Consider the following 22128-nt stretch of genomic DNA (forward strand, 5'->3'; position numbering starts at 1 on the left):
CGGGCTGTTCGCAGCCCTGCAAATCCGAATTTATGGGATCAGATTGTGAGATAAAATACCTTATTTACTCCCTTAAAAACCGCCATTCTGATATGCTCTGGCAATAATATAGGATGGCTCGTAATATGCGCTACAATTATAATTATCTATTATATCACAAATATCATTATTATAAACCCTGCATATTCCATCAACATAATTTTCATTCCAAAGAGCCGTATCGACAATCAAACGCTGATATACTTTTCCCATCTGCATTGCCGATGGGATCTGTCTCACTAATTCTTTATTCACATCCGCAATATCAAAATCGCCTTTTTTTAACTGATAAGCTGCAATCCAGTCATCCTCTACATCTTTTGGATTTTCTGCATGAAGTACATTTGCCACACTAATCAAGTGGTATAATTCATCTTTTCCGATCCTATTTACAACATAACGGTTCTTTTGATGAATTTTTCTTGCCACCCGTTCAATCATATAACATATAAAATATAAATCATTCTTTTGAATTTCTTCATCTGGAAAATACTTATTTGTCATACATTTTCGCTCCCTTCAAACTGCAGCATTCTTAGCGATTGCTCTGTGCAAAATACAATTTGATGCGTCGGATATTTAAATTTTACCAATTCCCAAAAAGCAGATTTTTTTATATTTCCTGCCATATAGTCTTCTACATAATCCCATATCTGGTCATCAGCCATCGGTCCTTCCACAATATCATAATTATGCTCAATTCCTCTTCTACAATCCACAACAAATTGAAGCCACTCTTCCGTCATTTCCGAAAAAATTTTTGCTTTCTGAGATGATATATCCGAATATGAATATATATTTACAATAGATTCTCCACGTTTTGTTAATGCCCATCTTTTTGCCTGTTTCTTTATATTGGTACAATAAAATCCATATCCAAAATCTTTATAATGTCCATTAATCATAATTTTAGGTTCTGGAACCACAACATTGCTGCCATGATATACAATTACTTTGTCCATTTATTTTCCCCCGTTACCATCATATATATATGTCTATGCAATATACTTCCGATGTGCTGTTTTTACATTATTCTGATTTACGATTGCATACTGCATCGTCGTGTCTATCTGAGAATGTCCCAAAATTTTCTGTACCTGTTCAATCGGCATTCCCTTATCAATCGCCCTCGTTGCCATCGTTCGTCGGAACTTATGCGGATGTATTCTCTCCATGCTGATTTTTCTGCCAAGCTCACGCACCCGTATTTCCACGCCGCTGATTTTTAATCTATCATACGGAGCATCTAAAGTTGTAAATAATGCCGGATTATCGTCATGGCGGCTATTGATATAATTTTGCAGATGCAGTTTTGCTTTTGCATCAAAATAAACTCTGCGCTCCTTATCTCCTTTTCCGTAAACGATACATTCTCTTTCTTCAAAATCAATATCTGAGATATTCAATCTTACCAGCTCTCCGACACGAATTCCGGTTGAATACAGAAGATCAATCATCGCTAAATTCCTCGCACATTCGCAGTTATCACGGAGTTTTTCAATCATTTCATCAGAAATCGTCTCTTTCACAGACTGTTTTGTTTTAATTTTATGTATTCGTCTCATAGGGCTTTTTAAAATATAATCCTCTTCCTCTAACCATGAAAAAAAGCTGGATATATTTCTACGCACATTATCAACCGTAACCTTACTACAATTATTACGCTGCTGGTAATTTGCCAGATAACTTCGGATCTCATCGGTTGTCATTTTTCGAACCGGAACATCTAAAGTCGCAAGCAAATGTTCCACTGTCATTTTATAATATTGCAGCGTCCGCTCTGAACATCCTTCGATCTGCTTTGCATCTATAAACATTTTTAAATATGTCTCATTGGATGTCTGCTCTCTCTGCGGTGTTTCACTGGATAAGTTTTTAAGTAATACTTCCTGCAATTTTTTCATTTGCGCAATACTAAAAAAATCTGCCATTTCATTTAATATGCATACTAATTTTTCATCCATGTTGGTACTCTTTTCCTTTCGTACCAACATCCTGCGCCAACATCACTGTCAAAATTTAATTTATTATTTACGTTTTTCAGACTTATAAAACAAACCTATGCAATTTAAGAAATTACACAGGTTCTTTTCTACTGTAAACCAACTAATTTTTTTATTGTTTCCTCACTCCAATTATTATTTTCCCATATAAAATACTCTGTTTTTCTTTTTTTAAAAATCCTATACGGGACAGATGTATTATCATAAATATGCATTATATCTGCAACTTGAACTAATTCTGGAATAAGTTTTAACGCTTTCGAGTATCTGAAACGAATTTTATCTTCCGGTACCCCATGTCCACCTAACGCCTTTCTAGACTCCACACGTAATATATTAACATTTACATCAGCAGTCAACACGTATATACATCGAATAAAATACCCTTTCTCTTTCGCTTTTTTCAATAATTCCAGATTTCTGTCCGTTGACATAACTGTTTCAAAAGTAAAGCTATTATGATTAACAATCGCCTGTTCTCTCATCTTTTCAGCCAATTGCACTGCTTCAAGATCAGAACAATAGTTTGTTCTTTTTATATCATCTGCATTAATATACGGTTCAATAACTTTTACCATCTTTGTAATAGTTGATTTTCCGCTACCATTAGGTCCTGCAAATACAATTATTTCTGGAAACTTTTCCCTATACTGAGGCATATTTTCTCCTTCCATCCGGATACTCTAAAAAAGCCGTCTTTTTTTCAACATCATAGCCTGCAATTGGAACACCTTTTATTTTTTTTATCTCATTATCAATCCGAATAGCCTCTTTAAAACGCTCTGTTAATTCATCATCTGAAATTCCACACATAGAATCCAATTCATTCATTTCTAACATCTTAACTGTCTCCTTCCTTCTGTCTATTCATTATATGAAAGACATTGTTTTTCTGACATATCTCATAAAAAACTGTTTTATATCGTCTGATACCTGCTTTGATACCACTAGTTTCTTTCTATGTTTGCAGACAAAAATAATATGATGCTATCATAAATTCTTGTGTCTGTTTCTTGATTTCCATGTTCCTATAATGCATAGTATAACATTATCCTCTACTTTTAGCTACCTTAACTAAGGCACGTATTTCTGACAGCGTGCAAACGAAACTATTATTTATCAAATTAAAGAATTGTATTTTCTATATAACACTCCAGTAAATAAGATGGATTTTCGTAATAAAGACTACTGTTATAATCATCAATTTTCGGACTTAGAAACGAATTATATACTTTTATCAATGCATCCATTATATCTATTTGTTTTTCCTGTGCCACCTGTTTGATCAAACGTTTATATACTTTTGCAATATCCCAATGTGAGGGAATCACGTATCTGCAATCTGCTACATTATCAAAGGTTCCATTCGGGATCTTCGCTTCTTCCACAAAATCTTCACATACCCTGTCAATATTGTCACAATGATAAATATCTGCCAGCTCATAGATTTTCTGCAGCCGTTCTTTGCCAAGCCAGTTTACAATATCAGCCCTCTTGTTTTTTGTTTTTCTTGCAATATAATCAATCAGACCACATACAAAAAATAAATCATTGTCCTTTTGATCTTCGCGCCCTTCTCCGATCATTACAGTGTTACCTCCTCGTAACCTCTATATTCCAGACATTTTAATGCCTCTTTCGTACAAAACGTGATTTGATGCGTTGGATATTTGAATTTTGCCAATACCCAGAATTGTTCTCTTGTAATCGTGCCATCCATATAGTCGGAAATATAGTTATAAATCTGGTCATCTGCCATTGCACCGATCACTATATCGTAATCGTGTACTTTCCCACTTCTGCACGAAATAATAAAATCCAGCCATTCATCCGTCATCTCACGAAATTCTTTGATGTTTAAATCCTGATTTAAACGCACATCATAAATCGACACAATTTTCGTATCATAACGTCTTGCCCACCTCTGCGCCTGCTCTTTTATGATCGTACAATAAAAACCAATGCCAAAGTCTTTTGTATTGCGTCCTATGCGGATTTCCGGGGTTTCAACAGGTGTATAACCACCATGATAAACTGTCATTTTCGCCATAGTATCTCTCCCCCTCTATCCAAAATATTTCTGCATCAGACTGTCAAATAATGTTTGGGTTTCATCAAGAGATTTTTGGACTTCAACTTTCAAATATGTAAACTGCTCTATGACATCTAACGGATTTGTAATTCCTCCTGTCCAGAATGTTTCCCATATTCTGTCTATTTTATTTCGTAATTCTCCGGTAATCATATGTTTCCTCCATCTTTATCTTTCCCTTCTACTCCGCCTCATGCATCTCCACTCCCGGCTTTGCCTCCACCGTATGTGTTGCCTCATAGAGTGACGCCGTCGGTGCGACCGGGCTCATGAGCACTTTTCCGGTTCCGCGGTACACATTGACGAGTCCTTCGCCGCTGACTGCCGAACCCACAAGCGTTTTCGTCGATCTCTCCACAGTAAATTCCAGACCGGAGGACCAGCAGACTGCAAGATTTCCATCAATTTTTAATTCATCATTGTCAAGTTCCACCTCAATCAGTTCTTCATACGGCACGTTACTCTCCAATGCTGCGACACCTTCCCCGACCAGACTTAAGTTGAAAAATCCTTCTTTGCCAAGCACGGTCGATGAGATTGTTTTCCGCGCCGTCAGCTTATTTTTTACGGTTCCGGAACAGGCATAAAATATGCCATCCTCGATCGTCATGCCCTTTTCACCCCAGGATCCGACATCCACTAAGATCAGATATTTATAGGTAGGTTCTAACACCAGAATGCCGTTGCCGACGTATTCCGGTTTGACTGCTGTCTCCTTTGTGATCGCACCTTTGACCATCTTGCCGACAAAATCACCGACTCCCTTGATCCCTGTGGTTGCTTTCACATGACCTGCCATCCACTGCATGCTGCCCGCCTGGATAATGGCAGACTCTTTTCCGTTTAGTTCAATAACGATCTGGCGTCTGCGGACACCCATTTTACTCATAAAGTACTCATTTCTCGCATTTTCCGGCGCAACGGAGGCGTCTGACTGATACTCTAATACATGAAAATTTCCAAGACTGCTCACATATTTTCTTGCGTTGTTTTCTAAATTTTTTATATTCATTTAAACTCCCTTTCCTGCGCTGCTTTCTAATGAAAACAAGTTTTGCACACTGATCTCCTATTCTTTCTTATCCGCTCCATTATAAAACAAACCGCTTTTCTGATTCAATCAATATCCGTATCATGTTTAAATCTTCAGTTATAAAGTCGTTACTGTTCACTCGTACCTCGTTCCAGTAACGGATTTTGCCGATGCTTCGCATTCCAAATCGGCAAAATCTGCTGCCACCACTGTATCATACGGCATTTTCAGTTCAGAAAATGCCTGCCTGTGAACAGTAGCGTAAAGTCAATGTTCTCTGGTAGATCTCAACCAATTTTTCACGGTTCTTTTCGCTGATAAAATAATAATCGCTCTGACTCCCCTCTGCCATGATATAAGGTCCAAAAGTCCGTATCCCACAAAACAGCACAGTTCCTTTCGATGCAATGGCAAGCCCGTATCCTTTCTCTGATAAAATAAGCGGCATTCTTAACTTTTTTCCACCATAGGAAATGTATTTTGCTTTTGCTGTCACATCCATAAAATCAGCGGCAAGCAGTCCCTTTGCTTTCAAATGTTCGGACTTTTCCCATTCAAAAAATGTCCAGTTACATCCGCCTTCCTGAAACCTCGGTTCCTCCGCTTTTTCCGTAAGCAGTAACTGCTTTTTCTCATTGTAAAAGCAGACCGCACCATTATTTTTTGCAATGTGCACGGTAACTTTTTCCGTTGCAATTTCTACCAGCATTTTGGATTCTTTTGCACTCCATGTAAATGCTGTATCCGCCTTTCCTTTCCATGCTGTATCGCCAATTTTTTCCGTGACACCCTTCACGAAACTGACCCGGATCACCTCCGGTGTGATCGGTGTGATGCGTAAAAGTCCGTACATACTGGAAAGTTCCACATAGCTTTTTGTCTTTTTGATCCATTTGATGACAAAATTGTTTCGGGAATGACCTTTGACACGGAGGATCGCATTGTCCGGTATCGCGCCAAATTCATATGGAGAGATAATGATTTCCTCCGTATGATTTTTTTCGTTTTTTCCAGAGTTGTCTGCTGCTTTTCTGACTGGCGCTGCCACAGCTCTCTTACAGGCAGATGCCATTTTCTGCCCTGTCAATATTTTTCCTCTTGCCGCAGCCTCATTCTCTTTCCCCTGCGTTTTAATGACAATGCGCTTCGGACCGATATACTCGCGCTCTGCCATATCCTTTGCGCCCTCGATCCTGCGCTGCTGTTCGATCTCTTTTTCCGTGTGCTGCACCCGTTCAAATTCCGCTGCTTTTGTCAAGGTTTCTGCCGCAAACTCTTTCATATGTTTTCCTTCCGGGACTTTGTCGGCAAGGATCCCGGTCAGCTTTCCACGGTGCAAAACCACAAGTTCATGCAGTGCGCGGGTCGCAGCCACATACAGAAGTTTGACATGCCCGTTATCCGACGGGTATTTTTCCTGTGTCGGATCAAACAGCAGCACAGCATCAAATTCAAGTCCTTTCGTGTAGGAGACAGGAAGCACCATGACGCCATCCCCGAACTCGGCTTTTTCCAGATCTGATTCTGCAATTTTTACATATTTCTTTAGTTCTTCCGCAGCCTGTGCCGCTTCCGCCTCATCACGACAGATCACAGCGATCGTCTCATAACCGTCCTGCTGCCATTTTTTGATCGTGGTGACGGTATCTGCCAGCAATTGATTTTCATCCGGACATGCCACCGTCTGCACCGGATTTCCGTGACGGATAATCGGCTCTACCGGATAAATGGAAAAATCTCCATGACGCAGAATTTCATTTGCAAACCCAGAAATTTCCACCGTGTTGCGGTAACTTTTCCTAAGAAGTCCGAACGCATCAAATGTCCCTGTCAAAATCAGTTTTTTCAACTCTTCCCAGTCGTTTAAACCATACTCAAAATGAATATTCTGGGATGTATCACCCATGATCGTGTAAGTACAGTCATACAGACAGTAATGCAGGCATCTGTATGACATCATGCCAAAGTCCTGCGCCTCATCAATCACTACATGGCTCGCCTCACGCACCGGATCCGTCTCTTTGATCCTCTTGTAAATATATGCAAGTGCCGCAAGATCATAGACATCAAACGAGTTTTCCGGCACATCGACTTCTTTTCCTGCCTCCTGCTGCGCAAGTAAAAATTCTCTGTAAAAAGTAAATACAGATTCTCTCCATTTTCCATCCCCAAAATAAGACGCGTACTTTTTGTCTAAAATCTTTTTCTCTTTTGGCGGAAAAGTCACGGACTTCCCGGAAACCTCATTTTCATATTTTGCATACAAAATCTCATTTAACATGAGTATCTTGCTCTGCATGGAAACTTTCGGATTATTTTTTAAATAACGTCCGATCTGCTCCTTTGATAACAGGAGATTTCCAGTCTTTTCCATATAAATGTCTTCTTTTGCGATCGACTGATTCTCATAGTTCTGGCAGAATTTTTCTAAATCCAGAAACCACGCCGTGCCGCCCCTGATGCTGTTTTTTGCATCTGTCTTGTCGATATTGTGGTAAGAAAACCGCGTCTCGCCCCAATCCTCATACAAAAGGCGGATGAAAAGCTGCTCCATCGTCATCTGACGGATTCCATACACATCAAGTTCCGGCAGAACACTTGTGATATAATTCAAAAGAATCCGGTTGCTTCCTATAATATAAAAGTCCTCCGGGCGGAAATCATCTTTATAATTATATAGAATATAGGAAATGCGGTGCATCGCCACCGTCGTTTTTCCGGAACCAGCGACACCCTGCACAATGATGTTTGTTTTCGGTGAACGGCGGATAATGAGGTTCTGCTCTTTCTGGATCGTCGCAATGATCTCGCCCAAAACTGCCTTTTTATTTTTGGCAAGGTATTTTGTCAGCAGTTCATCGTTGGCGACCACATCCGAATCAAAGAAATCTTTTAACCGGTCATTTTCAATCTCGTAAGTGCGCTTGCGTTTCAGATCAATCTCAAATGTTCCCTCAGAACTCACGGTATATTGGCACGTTCCCATCCTGCTCTCATAGTATACTGATGCGATCGGTGCTCTCCAGTCGAGCACAACCGGATCAGAGCTGCTGTCCGTGATGCCGACTCTTCCAATATAAAAAGTCTCATCCGCTTTCGCCTTTGGATCCCTGAAATCAATGCGCCCAAAATATGGCTTCTTACGTGCCTTTTCATAGCGCACCAGTTCCCGTTCTTCCTCTTTTAACCTCGCAGTCGCATTGTTCCAGAGTGCCAGTCCTTCCTTATCCTTTGCATCGTAGACTTCGAGGAGATCGGCAAGATCTTCATTGATCTTCCGGATATCTTCTTTCGCATGATCTAAATTATCCTGCGCGATCTCTATGATTTTACTGAGCTGATGCTCCTCGTCTTCCTTTGTCAGACCGGGGAATTTCTCAAACAGCTTTATGATCTCATCTAACGAATCCACCCTCGCTGCCAGTTTCCCACGCAGTGTCTCATCCGGTTCGGTCTGATCCGGCACCATCACAACATTACAGCCTGCATCATAAGCACTGCATACACCGTTTGGGGAATCCTCAACCGCCATACATTCATTCGGCAAAAGTGCAAGCTGTCTGCATGCATACTGATAGATATCCGGTGAAGGCTTTCCATGTTCCACCATCGTTGCACAGATGATCTGATCAAAATAACCGTAAAGACCAAGCTGCTTTAAATACTGTTCCGTACGCACCTGATCTGTCGCCGTCGCGATTGCACGGCGAATACCCTGTGCCTTTAAATAATCAAGAAGTTCGATTGCACCTTTTTTGATCTCAATTCCATTTTTTTTCAGACACTCTCCCATGATCTGCTTGCGATAATTTCGTATCGCCGTATAATCCAGATCCGGATCATGAAACATTTCTTTTAAATGCTGTGGTGCATATGGCTGCCCAAGCGACCGCATGGTAAGTGCCTGTTCATCCGTCATTTCATACCCAAAATGCGCCAGTGCCTTTGGCCAGAACATGCGGTAATATTTTTCCGTATCGATCAGTGTGCCGTCCATATCAAAAATTACGGCTTTTATGTTTTTTGTATTCATGCTTTTCCTCTTCTATCCCGAACCATTACCTCAATTGTGCAACAACCGGCTGCATAAATCCCTGCCAGAACGATTGTCGTGAATTAGAATATTTTAACACATTTATTTTCACACGACAACGCTATTTCGAATGGCTGATACATTCTGACGGATGGCAGAGCCAAAATCTTTTGAAAATGATTCTTTTCGCATACGAAACTGTCACAGAGGAAGCAAAAGACTATGCATCTTTATGACCTGCATACGAGACAAACTATATTTCAGACGTTCCATCGTGGCTCTTTTGCATACCCCATAAACAGATCAAAGATCGCACGGTAGCCTTCCTCCTTGATATGCATTCCCTCAATCGTATACTCTGCTTTTAGATTTCCATCCCAGTCTTTTAACGGATCATTGATATCTATATATTTTGCATGATGTCTTTCCGCAAGCTCCTGCACTGCCTTATTTGCCATCGCAATTTTCCCGTTCGTGCGGACACGCAGACATGGTTTCATCTCCTCGGCTGCTGCTTCATAATTAATCGGATAATATGCCATCATATAGATTTCAATATCAGGCAGTTTGTTTTCTACAATGGAAAGTATCCTGTCATAGTTTGCGATCATCCGGTCTATTGATATCGCAGGATCACTCAGATCATTTGTCCCGATATTGATAAAAAGGCGGGACGGCTTTAGATCCAGGATGCAGACATCTACATTTTCAAGCAGCTCGTCTGTGATAAAACCGCCGATTCCACGGTTATAGACCGTGATATCCAGATGGTCTTCGTCAATAAATTTTTCGACCGGAAACATCTCCATCAGTGAGGAACCTGCGCATACAATTTTCCCCGGTACCACTTCCTGATTCAATTTACTGTAACGTGCAATTTTTTCTTCTTTCGTCATGTTAATCCTCCTCGAATTCCATTTCCTTAATAAATGCTTCCACTTCTACCGGCAAACGTTCCTCGCGCCATGCTAACAATATCTCGGTTGTAAGATCAGCGTCCGTAATGCCATAAACACTCATCGAGTCAGACACACGCATGGACTCTGGCAAAATTGCCACTCCAATCCCTTTTTCTGCAATTGTCATCGCTGTTCTTGCATCCTCACATTCATAATAGATATCGCAGGTCAGTCCAACAGCCTCAAACGCTGAAATAATATAATTCCGATACCGGTGTGATAATATCAGATGTTCCTTTGACAATTCTCTCAAACTAATCTGTGATCCATCCTTTTTCCTGAATCCCTCTATTCCCTCATATCCATCTGCTGCCACGGCAACCAGTTTTTCCTGAATCAGCCTCTTTGTCTTACAACCGTTCAGCGTGATCGGCGTACGCAGCGTTGTGATATCTATCATGTGTTTTTCTAATTGTTCTTTTAAATTGAATGTCGATCCCTCATGAATATCAAAATGAATCTCCGGATATTGTTTTGAAAACCGCTCAATATATTCTGACATCATCAGAACCGTAGATGGTGTAATACCAATATGTATCGTTGCAGACTGACTTACCTTGACCACCTCACGCTTTGTAACATCTAACATTTTTAAAATACTGCCAGACCTTGCATACAACACCTTTCCAGCTTCTGTCAATGTGATTTTCTTTGTTCCACGAAAAAAAAGCTGTACATTAAGTTCTTCTTCAAGCATTTTCATCTGATAACTGACCGGTGGCTGTGTCATTTTAAGAACTTTCGCAGCACCACTCACCGTTCCCTCTTCCACTACTGCACGAAAATATTCCAACTGTCTGATTTCCATGTTTCCCTCCTCTCCTGTTTTTGTCAGTATATATAAAAAATATTGTTTTATGATATAAAATAAATATTTTTTATATATTATAATTTATGCTATACTGGTTTTCAAGAATTAAATTTTTCACAAAAATGAGGATTACCATGAAACGCATTGATTTTGAAAACGGAACCGTAACTGAAAATATATTAAGCGCTGCCCTCCCTATGCTTGCAGCCCAGATTTTAAGTCTGCTCTATAACATTGTAGACCGCATTTATATTGGTCGTATCCCGAATATCGGGACCACAGCGCTTGGTGCTGTCGGACTTTGTTTTCCGCTTATTATGATCATCACGGCATGCAGCAATCTGTTCGGGAGCGGCGGCGCACCGCTTTTTTCGATCAACCGTGGGAAAGGTGATAAAGAACAGGCAAACAGGATCTTAAATACCTCTTTTTCCATGGTATGTGCCAGTGCACTCCTCCTGATGGGAACCGGTCTTCTCTTTGCAAAACCGCTTCTCATTCTTTTTGGTGCCTCAAAAAATGCTCTGACTTTTGCCAGACCTTATATGATGCTGTATCTGCTCGGTACACTTCCATCCATGATTGCTACCGGCATGAACCCTTTTATCAATGCACAGGGGTATTCCACAACCGGGATGTTTTCCGTGGCAATCGGTGCAATCGCAAACATTCTCCTGGATCCGCTCTTTATTTTTACCTTCCATCTGGGCGTAAACGGTGCAGCGGCCGCCACTGTATTGTCACAGATTTTATCTGCACTGTTTGTGTTTCATTTTCTGCGCCGCAAAGCGGAGATCAAAGTCCGCCTGCTTCGAAAAAATGAACTTTCCTCCTGCATTCCTCTCGCGAAAAGTATCATCAGCCTCGGTACATCCGGTTTTATCATGCAGCTCACCAACAGTCTCGTCTCCATCTGCTGCAATCATGTACTCTCCGTCACCGGTGGCGATGTGTACGTCTCTGTCATGACAATTGTCTCAAGTGTCCGCCAGATGGTGGAAACTCCGATCTATGCGATCACGGAAGGTTCCTCCCCAATCATAAGCTACAACTATGGTGCCCTCCGCCCCGCGCGCGTCAAAAAAGCCGGCATCACGATGGCTCTTATGGCGCTCGTCTATACCGGCCTCATGTGGAGCGTGATCATTCTCGCCCCGGAATATTTAATTGGTGTTTTCAGTTCGGATACAGCACTGTCAGCAGATGCCGTTCCCGCATTAAAACTGTATTTTGCTGCATTTATCTTTATGGATCTGCAGTATATCGGTCAGACTGTTTTCAAATCTTTAAACAAACGGAAACAGGCGATCTTCTTTTCCCTGCTGCGCAAGGTGTTTATCGTTGTACCGCTGACCTATCTTCTGCCATACACTTTCCACATGGGAACGGACGGCGTATTTCTTGCAGAACCCGTATCAAATGTGATCGGTGGCAGTCTGTGTTTTATCACAATGCTGTTTACGGTTCTGCCGGAGCTGAACCGGATGGAAAATCAGTAAAATATGCTTTCAGCTCCGCCACGATCATTTCCTGACTCTCCCTCGTGTGGATCAGTGCATAATAATGCCCGCCGCCAAATTTTGACCGTCTTTCCTCTTCGCATATTCCCGCTGCAATGCCTTTTTCGGTCACACGTCTGATGCGGGTTTCGTCCTGTTCCTCTTCCTTCAAATAGCCTTTTTGTACGAGCAGATCATTGACAAAAGCAGCCGTCAGCTTTTTGCGGTCTTTTTCCTCACAGAGCGCATTGATCCGGTCGGTCAGTTCCGATACCATGCAGGCGTCAGAAAACGTTACCTGATCTAATTTTCCCGGTGCAATATAAAACGGCTGTTTCTTTTTTCCCGCCAGGGGCTTCGACACAATTTCTACTACCGCAGCTCCTTCTGTCTTTCCTGTCGTCATATTTCCGGATTCATGTGTCTGCAAAAACATCCGGATGATCTCTGCAAAACTTTCCCCGTAGCTTGCAATCTTCTGTGCACCCATTCCGTAAACGTCTGCCATCTGCGCTTTATCAGCCGGACATTTAGCGCACATATCTTTCAACGTTTTATCCGAACAGATGATAAATGGAGGTACGCCCTGTTTTGCTGCAAGCTCCAACCGGCATTTACGCAGCTCCTCAAACAGCTCCTGTCCCTCTTTCGTTAAATCTGCAAGTCCCGCGGTCTTTTTCTTTGCCTTTCCGGTCTCTATATAATTTTCCTCCACCTCGTCCTCTGGTACAACACAGTTACTGCATTTTTCGCAGGTGCACGGACTGTGATCCCCAAAATAGTTCAGGATATACTGGCGCAGACACTCATCTGTCTCACAGTAATGAATCATCTGATTCAGTTTCCGCTGTTCATTTGCCCGGACTGCCGGATCCCCCGACGTATATCCGCCCTCTGTCGCCTTATAGTCAAGCAGCCGTTTGTTAATCATGATATCCTGTTTGGAAAAGAAAAGCACACACTCCGCTTCCTCCCCGTCGCGCCCGGCTCTTCCCGCCTCCTGATAATAATATTCAAGGCTTTGCGGCATATTATAATGGAGAACATAACGCACATTGGATTTGTCGATCCCCATTCCAAATGCGTTGGTTGCAACCATCACACGGATCCTGTCATAGGTAAAATCATCCTGACTCTCTTTCCGTTCTTCCAAAGAAAGCCCCGCATGGTACCGCCCTGCCAGAATGCCGTGCTGCAATAAAAGTTCACAGACACTGTCCACATTCTTTTTTGTCGCACAGTAGATGATTCCACTCTCATCCTCATGCCTTTTGACATAATTTAAAATACTGTTGTCCGTCTCTTTTCCACCTTTTCGCTTTACGACACGGAAGAAAAGATTCGGCCGGTCAAACCCGGTCACGACAGTCACCGGATTCTGCAGGTGCAGACTTCCCGTGATATCCTGTTTGACGCGCTCGGTCGCTGTCGCCGTAAATGCGCTGACCACAGGGCGTCTCGGCAGTCTTGCAAGAAAATCTGCAATCTCTAAATAGCTTGGCCTGAAATCCTGTCCCCACTGGGAAATACAGTGTGCCTCATCCACTGTCACCATCGAAATGTCTGCCCGGCATGCAAAATCTAAAAAACGCATGGTATTTAACCGCTCCGGTGCCACATAGATGATCTTATACTTTCCCTGCGCTGCATACAAAAGTGCTGCCCGGATCTGATTCTCCGTCAGCGAACTGTTGATATATGCTGCATGTACTCCTGCCTGATTCAGTGCTTTGACCTGATCGGACATCAGGGAGATCAATGGCGAGATCACGATCGTGATACCGGAAAGCATTAGTGCCGGCACCTGATAACAGAGTGACTTTCCGGCTCCGGTCGGCATGATGCCAAGTACATCCTTTCCCTTTAAAATTCCTTCCATCAGCTCCTGCTGACCGGTGCGCAGGGTATCATATCCAAAATAGTGTTTGAGGGTTTGGTACAGGTTCACGTTTTTTCTCCTTTGTTGGTTTGAGCATAACTGCTGATGACATCCATCACATAAGTGAGGACAAGCCGCTTATTAAAATATATTATATTTTCTTTACATTGCAATCCAGCCAAATGCATTTGCCACGGAACTGATCAGTATGATCAGTGCAAAGACCGGGCACAGATATTTGATCATCACAATAAAAATCTTTTTCCTGCGGAATGTGCTCCCTCCGTGCATGATCTCATCTTCCATCCGCTTCATTCCGACGATTCTCGATACAAACAGGCTTGTGAGCATTGCCGCAATCGGCATCATCACAGAGTTCGTCAGAAAATCAAAGAAATCCAAAAACTGCATGCCGATAATTTTAATGCCTACTAACGGTCCATATCCCAGTGAAGATAAACTTCCAAGCGCGATCATGATCACTCCGACTAAAACCGTTGCTCTTCTTCTGCTCCATCCCAGCTCATCCTCAAAGGTAGAAACCGCGCTCTCAGTCAATGCGATAGAACTTGTTACTGCTGCAAACAGTACTAGCAGGAAAAATAGGATTCCAACTACTGTCCCAAATCCCATATTCTCAAACACTTTTGGAATTGTAATAAACATCAATGCCGGTCCCGCCTGCAGAGTATCCGGGTCGCCGCCCGAAAATGCGAACACCGCCGGAATGATCATCAGTCCCGCCATAATAGCGATCGCCGTGTCAAACACTTCCACATTTCTTGTGGAATCTTCCAGTGATGTTTCTTTTTTCATATAGGATCCAAAGGTAATGAGGATTCCCATTGCAATCGACAGCGAATAAAACATCTGTCCCATCGCCGCTACCACCGTCATCCAGGAAAAGTTTTTCACATTTGGCACAAGAAAATATTTTACTCCCTCCATGGCGCCCGGTCTTGTCACGGAATACACCGCAATCAGGACGGATAACACGATCAGTATCGGCATCATAAATTTCGATACACGTTCGATTCCGTTTCGCACCCCTGCGTAAATGATCGTCAGAGTGAACAGACAGAACAGGATAAAACAGAGTTCCGTGGATACTCCATCTGAGATAAACTCCGAAAAATATCCGTCTGCCGCCAGCATTTTTCCATTTCCCCTGATATACTCGATCAGGTATTTGATCACCCAGCCGCCGATCACGGAATAATACGGCACGATCAATACCGGGATGATCGCATTGATCCATCCACCGGCTGACAGCCATCCGGCTTTTCCAAATGCCTGAAATGCTCCCACCGGACTTTTCCTTGTCATGCGTCCAAGTGCCGACTCAGCCATGATCATCGTATATCCAAACGTCAGTGCCAGTAAAATATAGATCAGAAGGAAAATCCCTCCACCATATTTTGCCGCCAGATATGGAAATCTCCAGATATTTCCAAGTCCTACGGACGCACCTGCGGCGGACAGTACATAACCCAGTTTCCCGGAAAAAGAACTTCTTTTGTTGTCGTGTGTGTGTAAATTGCTCATATCTTTTTGTTCACGGTTTGTGAAACAGTCTCCCTTCATTTTTTGTTTTCTTCTCTATTACCGCACCAGCCGGAATGTCTTTTCCACCATGAAAAACATTAACACAATGAAAATCAGCACATAGGCCGGCAGCAGTGTGATGGAAATATGGTTTGCGATCAGTCCAAAGACCGGAGGCATAAATGTAGAACCAACATAAGCACTCGCCATCTGGATACCGATGATCGCCTGGGAATTTTTCTCTCCAAAATTTGCCGGTGTTGCGTGAATGATCGATGGGTAGACCGGTGCGCATCCAATCCCCATCACGACAAGTCCTGCCAGAGCTGCCGTGTCAGACGGAATCGGCAGAAGTACTGCAGCACAGCCAGCCAGTAAAATAGTTGTGCCAAGCCTGATCATCTTATGATCCCCTAATTTTTCCGTCACAAATCCTGCCAAAAATCTTCCGAGCGTGATACCGCTGCAGAACAATGCCGCATATGCCGCCGCACGCTCCGCAGAGATACCTTTTGCACCGACCAGATAACTGCTTGACCAGAGGATCAGTGTAGATTCCAATGCACAGTAAGAGAAAAATCCAAGCAAGAGCTGTGGTACGCCTTTGATCTTCACTGCACCGCGTATTCCAATCACCTCGTGCTGCTCTTCCTGCTGTTCTGCCGTTTTGTTGACTTTCCAGACCGGAAGTGTCACAAACAGAATCATTGTGATCCCCATCTGAAGAAAAGATACCATGCGGTAACCGTTCTGCCAGGATGAGGTGGTCAGTGCATAGCTCATTATGTACGGGCTGATGATTGTTCCCACGCCCCAGAAACAATGCAGCCAGCTCATATGTTTTGATGAATAATGCAGTGCAACATAGTTATTGAGTGCCGCATCGATAGCTCCTGCGCCAAGTCCATACGGAATCGCCCACAGGCACAACATGTAAAATGCGCTCGACGTCGAAAAACCAAACAAGGCAGCTGCCGTTAACAGGACACTGCATACCGTAACGATCTGTGTTCCAAATTTCTTTGTCAGGCGTTCCGACATTAAACTTGAACAGATCGTCCCTGCAGAGATGATCATTGTGACCAGTCCCGCATAGGACAGCGGCACCGAAAATGCCTCATGCATGATCGGCCATGCCGAACCAAGCAGAGAGTCCGGTAAGCCAAGACTTATAAATGCCATGTAAATTAATAGTAATAATAGTGTGTACATTTTTTGCTCCTTTATTTATCCAATTCGCCGTTTGCCACTTATACAAGTATCTTGACTCGCTTCGCCCGGCAGTCTTATTATATCTTGAACGCCACCAAAAATCCACGCAATATTATAGAATATTATCCCATAACATGGTAAAATAAAGTAAAAGTATTATTTGTGGAGATCTGATCATAGATGAACTTAAGACAAAATAAAGAAAAAAACGCACAGCAAATGTTGACAGGTGTAATTTTGACATTATTTATCATGCTCCTGCTTTGTACCATATTTACAAATCAGGATGCAGCCTCTGTAAGCAAACTCAAAGCGCGTCAGCCTGACAAAATACAATACCTGGATGATGGAATGGTACTGCTTAGTTTTAACATTAACCGCAATGAAAGCAACAACGGTTCCCTTGTATTTTTTACCTCACATCAGCATGTGACCGTTTCTACGAAAAACAATGAAATATACAGATTAGATGACTCCGGTGGAATATGGGGGCATACAACAGGAAATGTATGGAATTTTGTCAAACTGCCGACACATGCAGAAACAGTCATAGTCAGGCTGGAACCCTGTTATCCGGAAACAGCCGGTCAAATTGAACAATATTATATAGGAACCGGAAATGAAATCTATACAGGCATATTGCGTCAGTCTATGCCCACTTTTATAGCGAGTGTATTTATTCTGTTAGCCGGTTTTTTTATCACGTGTTACTGGGTGTTTATTCACAACAGCAGCCATATAGACGGAACCCTTTTTTATCTGGGGATCTTCTCCATATTGCTTGGACTTTGGACCGCCAACGAGACAGATGTTTGTTCTCTGATGCTCCTAAACAGAAGATCATCTGCTTTTGCTGCTTTTATGTTTCTGATGATAATGCCTATCCCATTTTTGATGTTTGTAAAGAGCTTCCTTGAGATCAATGATGATAAAATCTGGAAAATCATCTGCGATCTTTGTATACTTCAGACAGTTGTCTGCAGTTTGCTGCACTTTACCGGATTCTATGAGTTTCGAAGAAGCATCTGGATCACTCACATTTCCATTTGTATGGTGCTCGTTTATCTCATTGCAGTTATCATATATAAGATTGTAAAAAAACAGACAGACCAGAAACTGAAAGCCTGCATGATGGCTCTTACGCTTGTCATCATTGCAACTATCGTGGATATGGTCGGTTATTACAAAACAGGAAATAATTCCGGAATGTTTGGAAGATCATCCTTCCTTGTATTTATCATAATTCTCGGTTTAGAATCCGCAAGACAGGCTGTTACCAGTTTGAAAAAAAGACGCAGGATGGAGGAACTCGAACAATTTGCACTGAATGATTCCATGACAGGACTCTACAACAGAAATGCCTATGATTACTTTATAAATAATGAATCGGATATTAAAAATCATATGGTGGTTACATTTGATCTTAATAATCTCAAGATGTGTAACGACAACTATGGACACAGTGCCGGGGATGCCTATATCATCAATTCGGCACATATCATAGAGACTGCGTTTGATCGTTTTGGCAAATGTTACCGTATCGGCGGCGATGAATTCTGCTGCATCATACCGGATGCAACAGAATTTCAGATAGAACATTTTATTCAAAAAATGCATCAGGACGTAGCGATACTCAATAATAAGAATATCATTCCGACTGAAGTGGAAATCGCATGCGGATATGCGCTGGTCACACCGGATGATACCGATATAGAAAAAGTGCGTGAACGTGCAGATGAGATGATGTACCATAACAAGAAAGTGTTAAAGGGACTTATTTAAAAAAGATCCAGCATATTATCCAGATATATCTCCTCTCTGACCTGCAGCTGATACTCAGGTTTTGTCATATAATAGAGCAGAAACTCCAGAATCAGGGCGCTGCCAAGTCCCCTGCCTTCGATTTTAAAATTGGAAAATCCCATCGGCAGATAGCTGTTTTTCATATCATCCACACCAATAAATCCGGGATTTTCCATTGCCTTCGAAAAACGATAGCCATTCCCTGCATCCGGAGCTGCACAGCGGTGATCCGGACCATTTTCGCCAAGGTTTTTGCGGCTGACAGCTTCATAGCAGATTTTCCTGTCCCCACAGCCAAACCAGCAGCATTCATTACATAAGAATTCCACTTTGGCTTTCTGTGCCCCTGTCAATGTATTTAATTTATCAAAAACCTTATTCAACCGGAAATCCGGTACGACGTAAAGAAACTCATCTCTGTTTACTTCCCTTACGAACTGCTCAAAATCCGTCAGGACCTTGGTGGTGGAAGAAACAAAATAAAATCCCGGATAATTTTTTTTCAGATATTCCAGTAACAGGTCCGAATAGATAATGACACCATTTCTGACACCCTCACTTTTCTCAAATAAAGTGCAGAGATGATTGCATTTCTTATCCCAAAGATGTTCCTGCCCAAGCAGGGAATTGCTGAATGTAAGCCGCGCTGAGATTCCGTATTCCTGCATCAACGCAAAAACCTCCCGCGGATCATGATCTCCGAACGAGGTACGGCCTCCGCCCCAGATACAATCTGACGGGGCACCATAGACAGAGCCTATCTCACACCAGTCGTAAAAGTATTCTCTGTGTTCCCGGAATAGTGGCAGAAACACATGGTACAATTCATAAAACTCAAACAGGCCTGGAAGATGGTAGTATGCTGTGTTCTTTTTTAATTGATTCATGTCTGTATTCTCACCCCTATTAAATACTAGCTATACATGCTGTAAATCTTATCATTTATACAGCATTTCAATCAGCACTGAAAAATTCTAGCATCATGACCGTTGACTGGCTCGTCTGGTTTTGCTTTATCACCTAATATTCCTTTTTCTTGAAAATACCTACAGTCAAAGGAAAGGACACGATAAATAACAATATAGAACAACCAATTAAAATAAACGTCCCGAACAACGGTATATTAAAAAGCATTGTGGCAATACCCAATGCACAAATCAAAGATATGATAAGAAACACAATGGTTTTATCTTCCCCCGCTAAATAAACCATAGGAATAAATATTGCTCCCATTGTAAGACTTATACTAATTCCTATTACAAGTACACCTGAGATACCCTCAAATTGTTCAAAAGTAATTCCATGTAACAGATAGGATAGGGCTATTATAATGCCAACGAAAAGCACTCCTATCATAATCCATAATAATTGATTTATATATAAACTTTTTACAATATCAATCCGCTTTACTGGCAAAGTAAGTTTATATTTTCCCCATTTTGAGGAAAATTCATTTCCAATAACGGTAGCTGCATTTACTGCTAATCCGACAATTCCAATAATTATGAAATACATTTGCCATGTCTGGTCTGGAATAATGATAACGGCAATCCCCATTGCAAACATAAAAAGCAAAAAAATTTTTGCATTTGTCCATACAGCAAGAAAATTGCTTTTAAAAAGACCTTTCATACATGATCCCCCCTTACTAAAAGCAAAAAAATTTCATCAACAGAAACGTGGTCTATCACGATTTCTTTGTACTTTCTCTGCATTGCTTTACAATCTGAAACCAGAACATCAATTTGAAAATCACGTTTCCGATAAACAATAATATCTGCCGGATCTAATGCAAGGAATTGATTTTCCTTGCAGCGCATAACCGCATAATTATAAACCAAATCATTTTTCGATACGGTCATAATCAGTTTTCCATTATGAATGAATGTAATATAGTCTGCCACTTTTTCTAAATCACTTGTAATATGGGAAGAAAGTAAAATAGAGTGGTCTTCTTCCTGTACGAAATCAAGGAATGTATCTAACATCTCGTCGCGTACAACAGGGTCAAGTCCGCCAGTAGCTTCATCCAGAATTAACAGTTGTGGATGGTGTGATAAAGCAACCGCAATCGCTAATTTCATTGTCATCCCTCTGGAATATTGCTTAATTTTTTGATTTGCAGGTAATTTGTATTCTTTTAAAAATTTCTGAAACAAAATATTGTCCCATTGCTTATAAAATCCTGACATAACTTTCGCTAATTGTGCTGCTGTCCAATAAGCTGGAAAATTATCTCCGTCATAAACAACACCTATTCTTTCCCGCATATCTGTATCTGCGTCTGTCATTTCTTTTCCAAACAACTTTACCATTCCGCTGTCTTTGGCGATTGTATTTAGAATACAGCCAATCGTTGTAGTTTTTCCGGCTCCGTTTTCCCCGACAAAACCCAAAATAGAACCATACGGCAGAGAAAAAGTCACATTTTCTAACGCAAAATTTGACTTAGAAAATGTTTTGGAAACCTGTTGTAATTCTAAAATATTTTCCATGCTCATTCGTCCTCCTGATAGAATAAAGCCAACAACTCCGTCAATTTTTCAAGGGAAATATTACTTGTCCGTCCAATCTCTGCGGCGGCTTGTAAATGTTCCTCTGCAATACGTTGTTGTTCTTCTTGATAAAATTCTTTGTTTTGTGCCGATACAAAACTCCCCCTGCCGACAGTTGTTTCAATAAAACCGTCCCTTTGCAGATCCTCATATGCTTTTTGGACGGTAATCACACTAACATGAATAGATTTTGCCAGTGAACGCATTGAGGGAATAGCGTCTCCGGCTTGCAGTTCTCCACTCATTATCATTGCTTTTATCTGCGATGTGATTTGCTCATATATCGGCTTGTTGGCGTTATTACTGATAATGATTTCCATAACTCACCGCCTTCGTTTTTTTGATTGTACTTAATGTACAGTTACATTATAGCATCTATAAACTCATAGTCAACCCTCAAAATAAAATTGCCAGATACAGTTATCAAAAATAGCTGTATCTGACACTCAGAATAGGGGGCTGCTGTCTGTCAAGCTCTGTGTGTTACTTTACCGCACATGAGCATTGTAGCACCGGTTCTCTCCGCAGATATAAATAAACGCGATGTATATCTTCCTGCAGGAAAATGGGTAAACATAACAGACGCACCGATCGAACATATTCCAGTGTTTGAACGGATATAGATATAAACAAGGACCAAAAGTTCATCCAAGAACTTTTGGTCC

The 22128-nt window shown here is 41.7% G+C and carries 22 protein-coding genes and 1 pseudogene; 3 read left to right on the top strand and 20 right to left on the bottom strand.

The annotated features are described in order from the left end of the window. Positions 1–72: 72 nt before the first annotated feature. From H8S51_RS12470 to H8S51_RS12525, 13 genes and pseudogenes are all read right to left on the bottom strand, one after another. Positions 73–543, bottom strand: a complete 471-nt coding sequence (locus H8S51_RS12470) for a hypothetical protein (protein ID WP_182436992.1) — start codon at positions 541–543, stop codon at positions 73–75. Continuing rightward, on the bottom strand, positions 540–1001 hold the full coding sequence (locus H8S51_RS12475; RefSeq protein WP_118488329.1) for a DUF3990 domain-containing protein: 462 nt from the start codon (positions 999–1001) through the stop codon (positions 540–542). The genes H8S51_RS12470 and H8S51_RS12475 overlap by 4 nt, the downstream gene beginning before the upstream one ends. A gap of 33 nt (positions 1002–1034) precedes the next feature. Continuing rightward, complete coding sequence (gene xerA, locus H8S51_RS12480) at positions 1035–2003, bottom strand: site-specific tyrosine recombinase/integron integrase (RefSeq protein ID WP_186899139.1); 969 nt, start codon at positions 2001–2003, stop codon at positions 1035–1037. Between the two features lie 128 nt (positions 2004–2131). Then, on the bottom strand, positions 2132–2716 hold the full coding sequence (locus tag H8S51_RS12485; protein WP_241070707.1) for a zeta toxin family protein: 585 nt from the start codon (positions 2714–2716) through the stop codon (positions 2132–2134). Further along, positions 2688–2882, bottom strand: a complete 195-nt coding sequence (locus tag H8S51_RS12490) for a hypothetical protein (protein WP_117919445.1) — start codon at positions 2880–2882, stop codon at positions 2688–2690. Before H8S51_RS12490 ends, H8S51_RS12485 begins: the two co-directional genes overlap by 29 nt. A 40-nt stretch (positions 2883–2922) precedes the next feature. Further along, a pseudogene (locus H8S51_RS18565) lies at positions 2923–3074 on the bottom strand (IS200/IS605 family transposase); the annotation flags it as partial. A 92-nt stretch (positions 3075–3166) separates the two neighbouring features. Beyond that, positions 3167–3628: a hypothetical protein gene (locus H8S51_RS12495; protein WP_117919447.1), complete on the bottom strand. Its 462-nt coding sequence runs from the start codon at positions 3626–3628 to the stop codon at positions 3167–3169. Then, positions 3628–4092, bottom strand: a complete 465-nt coding sequence (locus tag H8S51_RS12500; RefSeq protein ID WP_117919449.1) for a DUF3990 domain-containing protein — start codon at positions 4090–4092, stop codon at positions 3628–3630. Before H8S51_RS12500 ends, H8S51_RS12495 begins: the two co-directional genes overlap by 1 nt. A 15-nt stretch (positions 4093–4107) precedes the next feature. Then, positions 4108–4287 carry a hypothetical protein gene (locus H8S51_RS12505; RefSeq protein WP_186899180.1) on the bottom strand — a complete coding sequence of 60 codons (180 nt, stop codon included), beginning with the start codon at positions 4285–4287 and terminating at the stop codon, positions 4108–4110. A gap of 28 nt (positions 4288–4315) precedes the next feature. Continuing rightward, entirely contained in the window at positions 4316–5146 is an 831-nt protein-coding gene (locus tag H8S51_RS12510; protein ID WP_015520243.1) for an AIM24 family protein, read from the bottom strand. Between the two features lie 253 nt (positions 5147–5399). Beyond that, a complete protein-coding gene (locus H8S51_RS12515) occupies positions 5400–9200 on the bottom strand; it encodes an HAD-IA family hydrolase (RefSeq protein ID WP_186899138.1) in 3801 nt (1266 codons plus the stop codon). 260 nt (positions 9201–9460) lie between these two features. Continuing rightward, positions 9461–10096 (bottom strand): GDSL-type esterase/lipase family protein, encoded by a 636-nt coding sequence (locus H8S51_RS12520; RefSeq protein WP_186899137.1) that lies wholly within the window; start codon positions 10094–10096, stop codon positions 9461–9463. A 1-nt stretch (position 10097) separates the two neighbouring features. Further along, positions 10098–10967 carry a LysR family transcriptional regulator gene (locus H8S51_RS12525; RefSeq protein WP_186899136.1) on the bottom strand — a complete coding sequence of 290 codons (870 nt, stop codon included), beginning with the start codon at positions 10965–10967 and terminating at the stop codon, positions 10098–10100. 137 nt (positions 10968–11104) lie between these two features. Between H8S51_RS12525 and H8S51_RS12530 the strand changes: the two genes are divergently transcribed. After that, entirely contained in the window at positions 11105–12469 is a 1365-nt protein-coding gene (locus H8S51_RS12530; protein WP_186899135.1) for an MATE family efflux transporter, read from the top strand. Here the strand turns inward: H8S51_RS12530 and H8S51_RS12535 are convergent. The 3 genes from H8S51_RS12535 to H8S51_RS12545 all read right to left on the bottom strand — a co-directional run bounded on the left by H8S51_RS12535 (position 12429) and on the right by H8S51_RS12545 (position 17105). Beyond that, positions 12429–14417, bottom strand: a complete 1989-nt coding sequence (locus H8S51_RS12535) for a RecQ family ATP-dependent DNA helicase (RefSeq protein WP_186899134.1) — start codon at positions 14415–14417, stop codon at positions 12429–12431. The genes H8S51_RS12530 and H8S51_RS12535 overlap by 41 nt on opposite strands. A gap of 93 nt (positions 14418–14510) precedes the next feature. Continuing rightward, entirely contained in the window at positions 14511–15893 is a 1383-nt protein-coding gene (locus H8S51_RS12540; RefSeq protein WP_408639582.1) for a sodium-dependent transporter, read from the bottom strand. Between the two features lie 57 nt (positions 15894–15950). Beyond that, positions 15951–17105 (bottom strand): MFS transporter, encoded by a 1155-nt coding sequence (locus H8S51_RS12545; protein WP_186899132.1) that lies wholly within the window; start codon positions 17103–17105, stop codon positions 15951–15953. 180 nt (positions 17106–17285) lie between these two features. Here H8S51_RS12545 and H8S51_RS12550 point away from each other — a divergent pair, with 180 nt between their 5' ends. After that, a complete protein-coding gene (locus H8S51_RS12550) occupies positions 17286–18887 on the top strand; it encodes a sensor domain-containing diguanylate cyclase (RefSeq protein ID WP_118209550.1) in 1602 nt (533 codons plus the stop codon). Here H8S51_RS12550 and H8S51_RS12555 read toward each other — a convergent pair. The 4 genes from H8S51_RS12555 to H8S51_RS12570 all read right to left on the bottom strand — a co-directional run bounded on the left by H8S51_RS12555 (position 18884) and on the right by H8S51_RS12570 (position 21783). Next, the gene (locus H8S51_RS12555; RefSeq protein WP_186899131.1) at positions 18884–19795 is read right to left on the bottom strand and encodes a hypothetical protein; all 912 of its coding nucleotides are present in this window, start codon (positions 19793–19795) and stop codon (positions 18884–18886) included. The two genes, H8S51_RS12550 and H8S51_RS12555, sit on opposite strands and share 4 nt — an antisense overlap. Positions 19796–19928: 133 nt before the next feature. Further along, positions 19929–20540: an ABC-2 transporter permease gene (locus H8S51_RS12560; protein ID WP_186899130.1), complete on the bottom strand. Its 612-nt coding sequence runs from the start codon at positions 20538–20540 to the stop codon at positions 19929–19931. Continuing rightward, on the bottom strand, positions 20537–21403 hold the full coding sequence (locus tag H8S51_RS12565) for an ABC transporter ATP-binding protein (RefSeq protein WP_173885109.1): 867 nt from the start codon (positions 21401–21403) through the stop codon (positions 20537–20539). Before H8S51_RS12565 ends, H8S51_RS12560 begins: the two co-directional genes overlap by 4 nt. Positions 21404–21405: 2 nt before the next feature. After that, entirely contained in the window at positions 21406–21783 is a 378-nt protein-coding gene (locus H8S51_RS12570; protein WP_015520232.1) for a GntR family transcriptional regulator, read from the bottom strand. A gap of 177 nt (positions 21784–21960) precedes the next feature. On the opposite strand from H8S51_RS12570, the gene H8S51_RS18525 reads away from it, so the two are divergent. After that, positions 21961–22086: a hypothetical protein gene (locus tag H8S51_RS18525; RefSeq protein WP_408639566.1), complete on the top strand. Its 126-nt coding sequence runs from the start codon at positions 21961–21963 to the stop codon at positions 22084–22086. Positions 22087–22128 lie beyond the last annotated feature (42 nt).

The sequence above is a fragment of the Roseburia rectibacter genome, assembly GCF_014287515.2.
Lineage (GTDB): Bacteria > Bacillota > Clostridia > Lachnospirales > Lachnospiraceae > Roseburia > Roseburia rectibacter.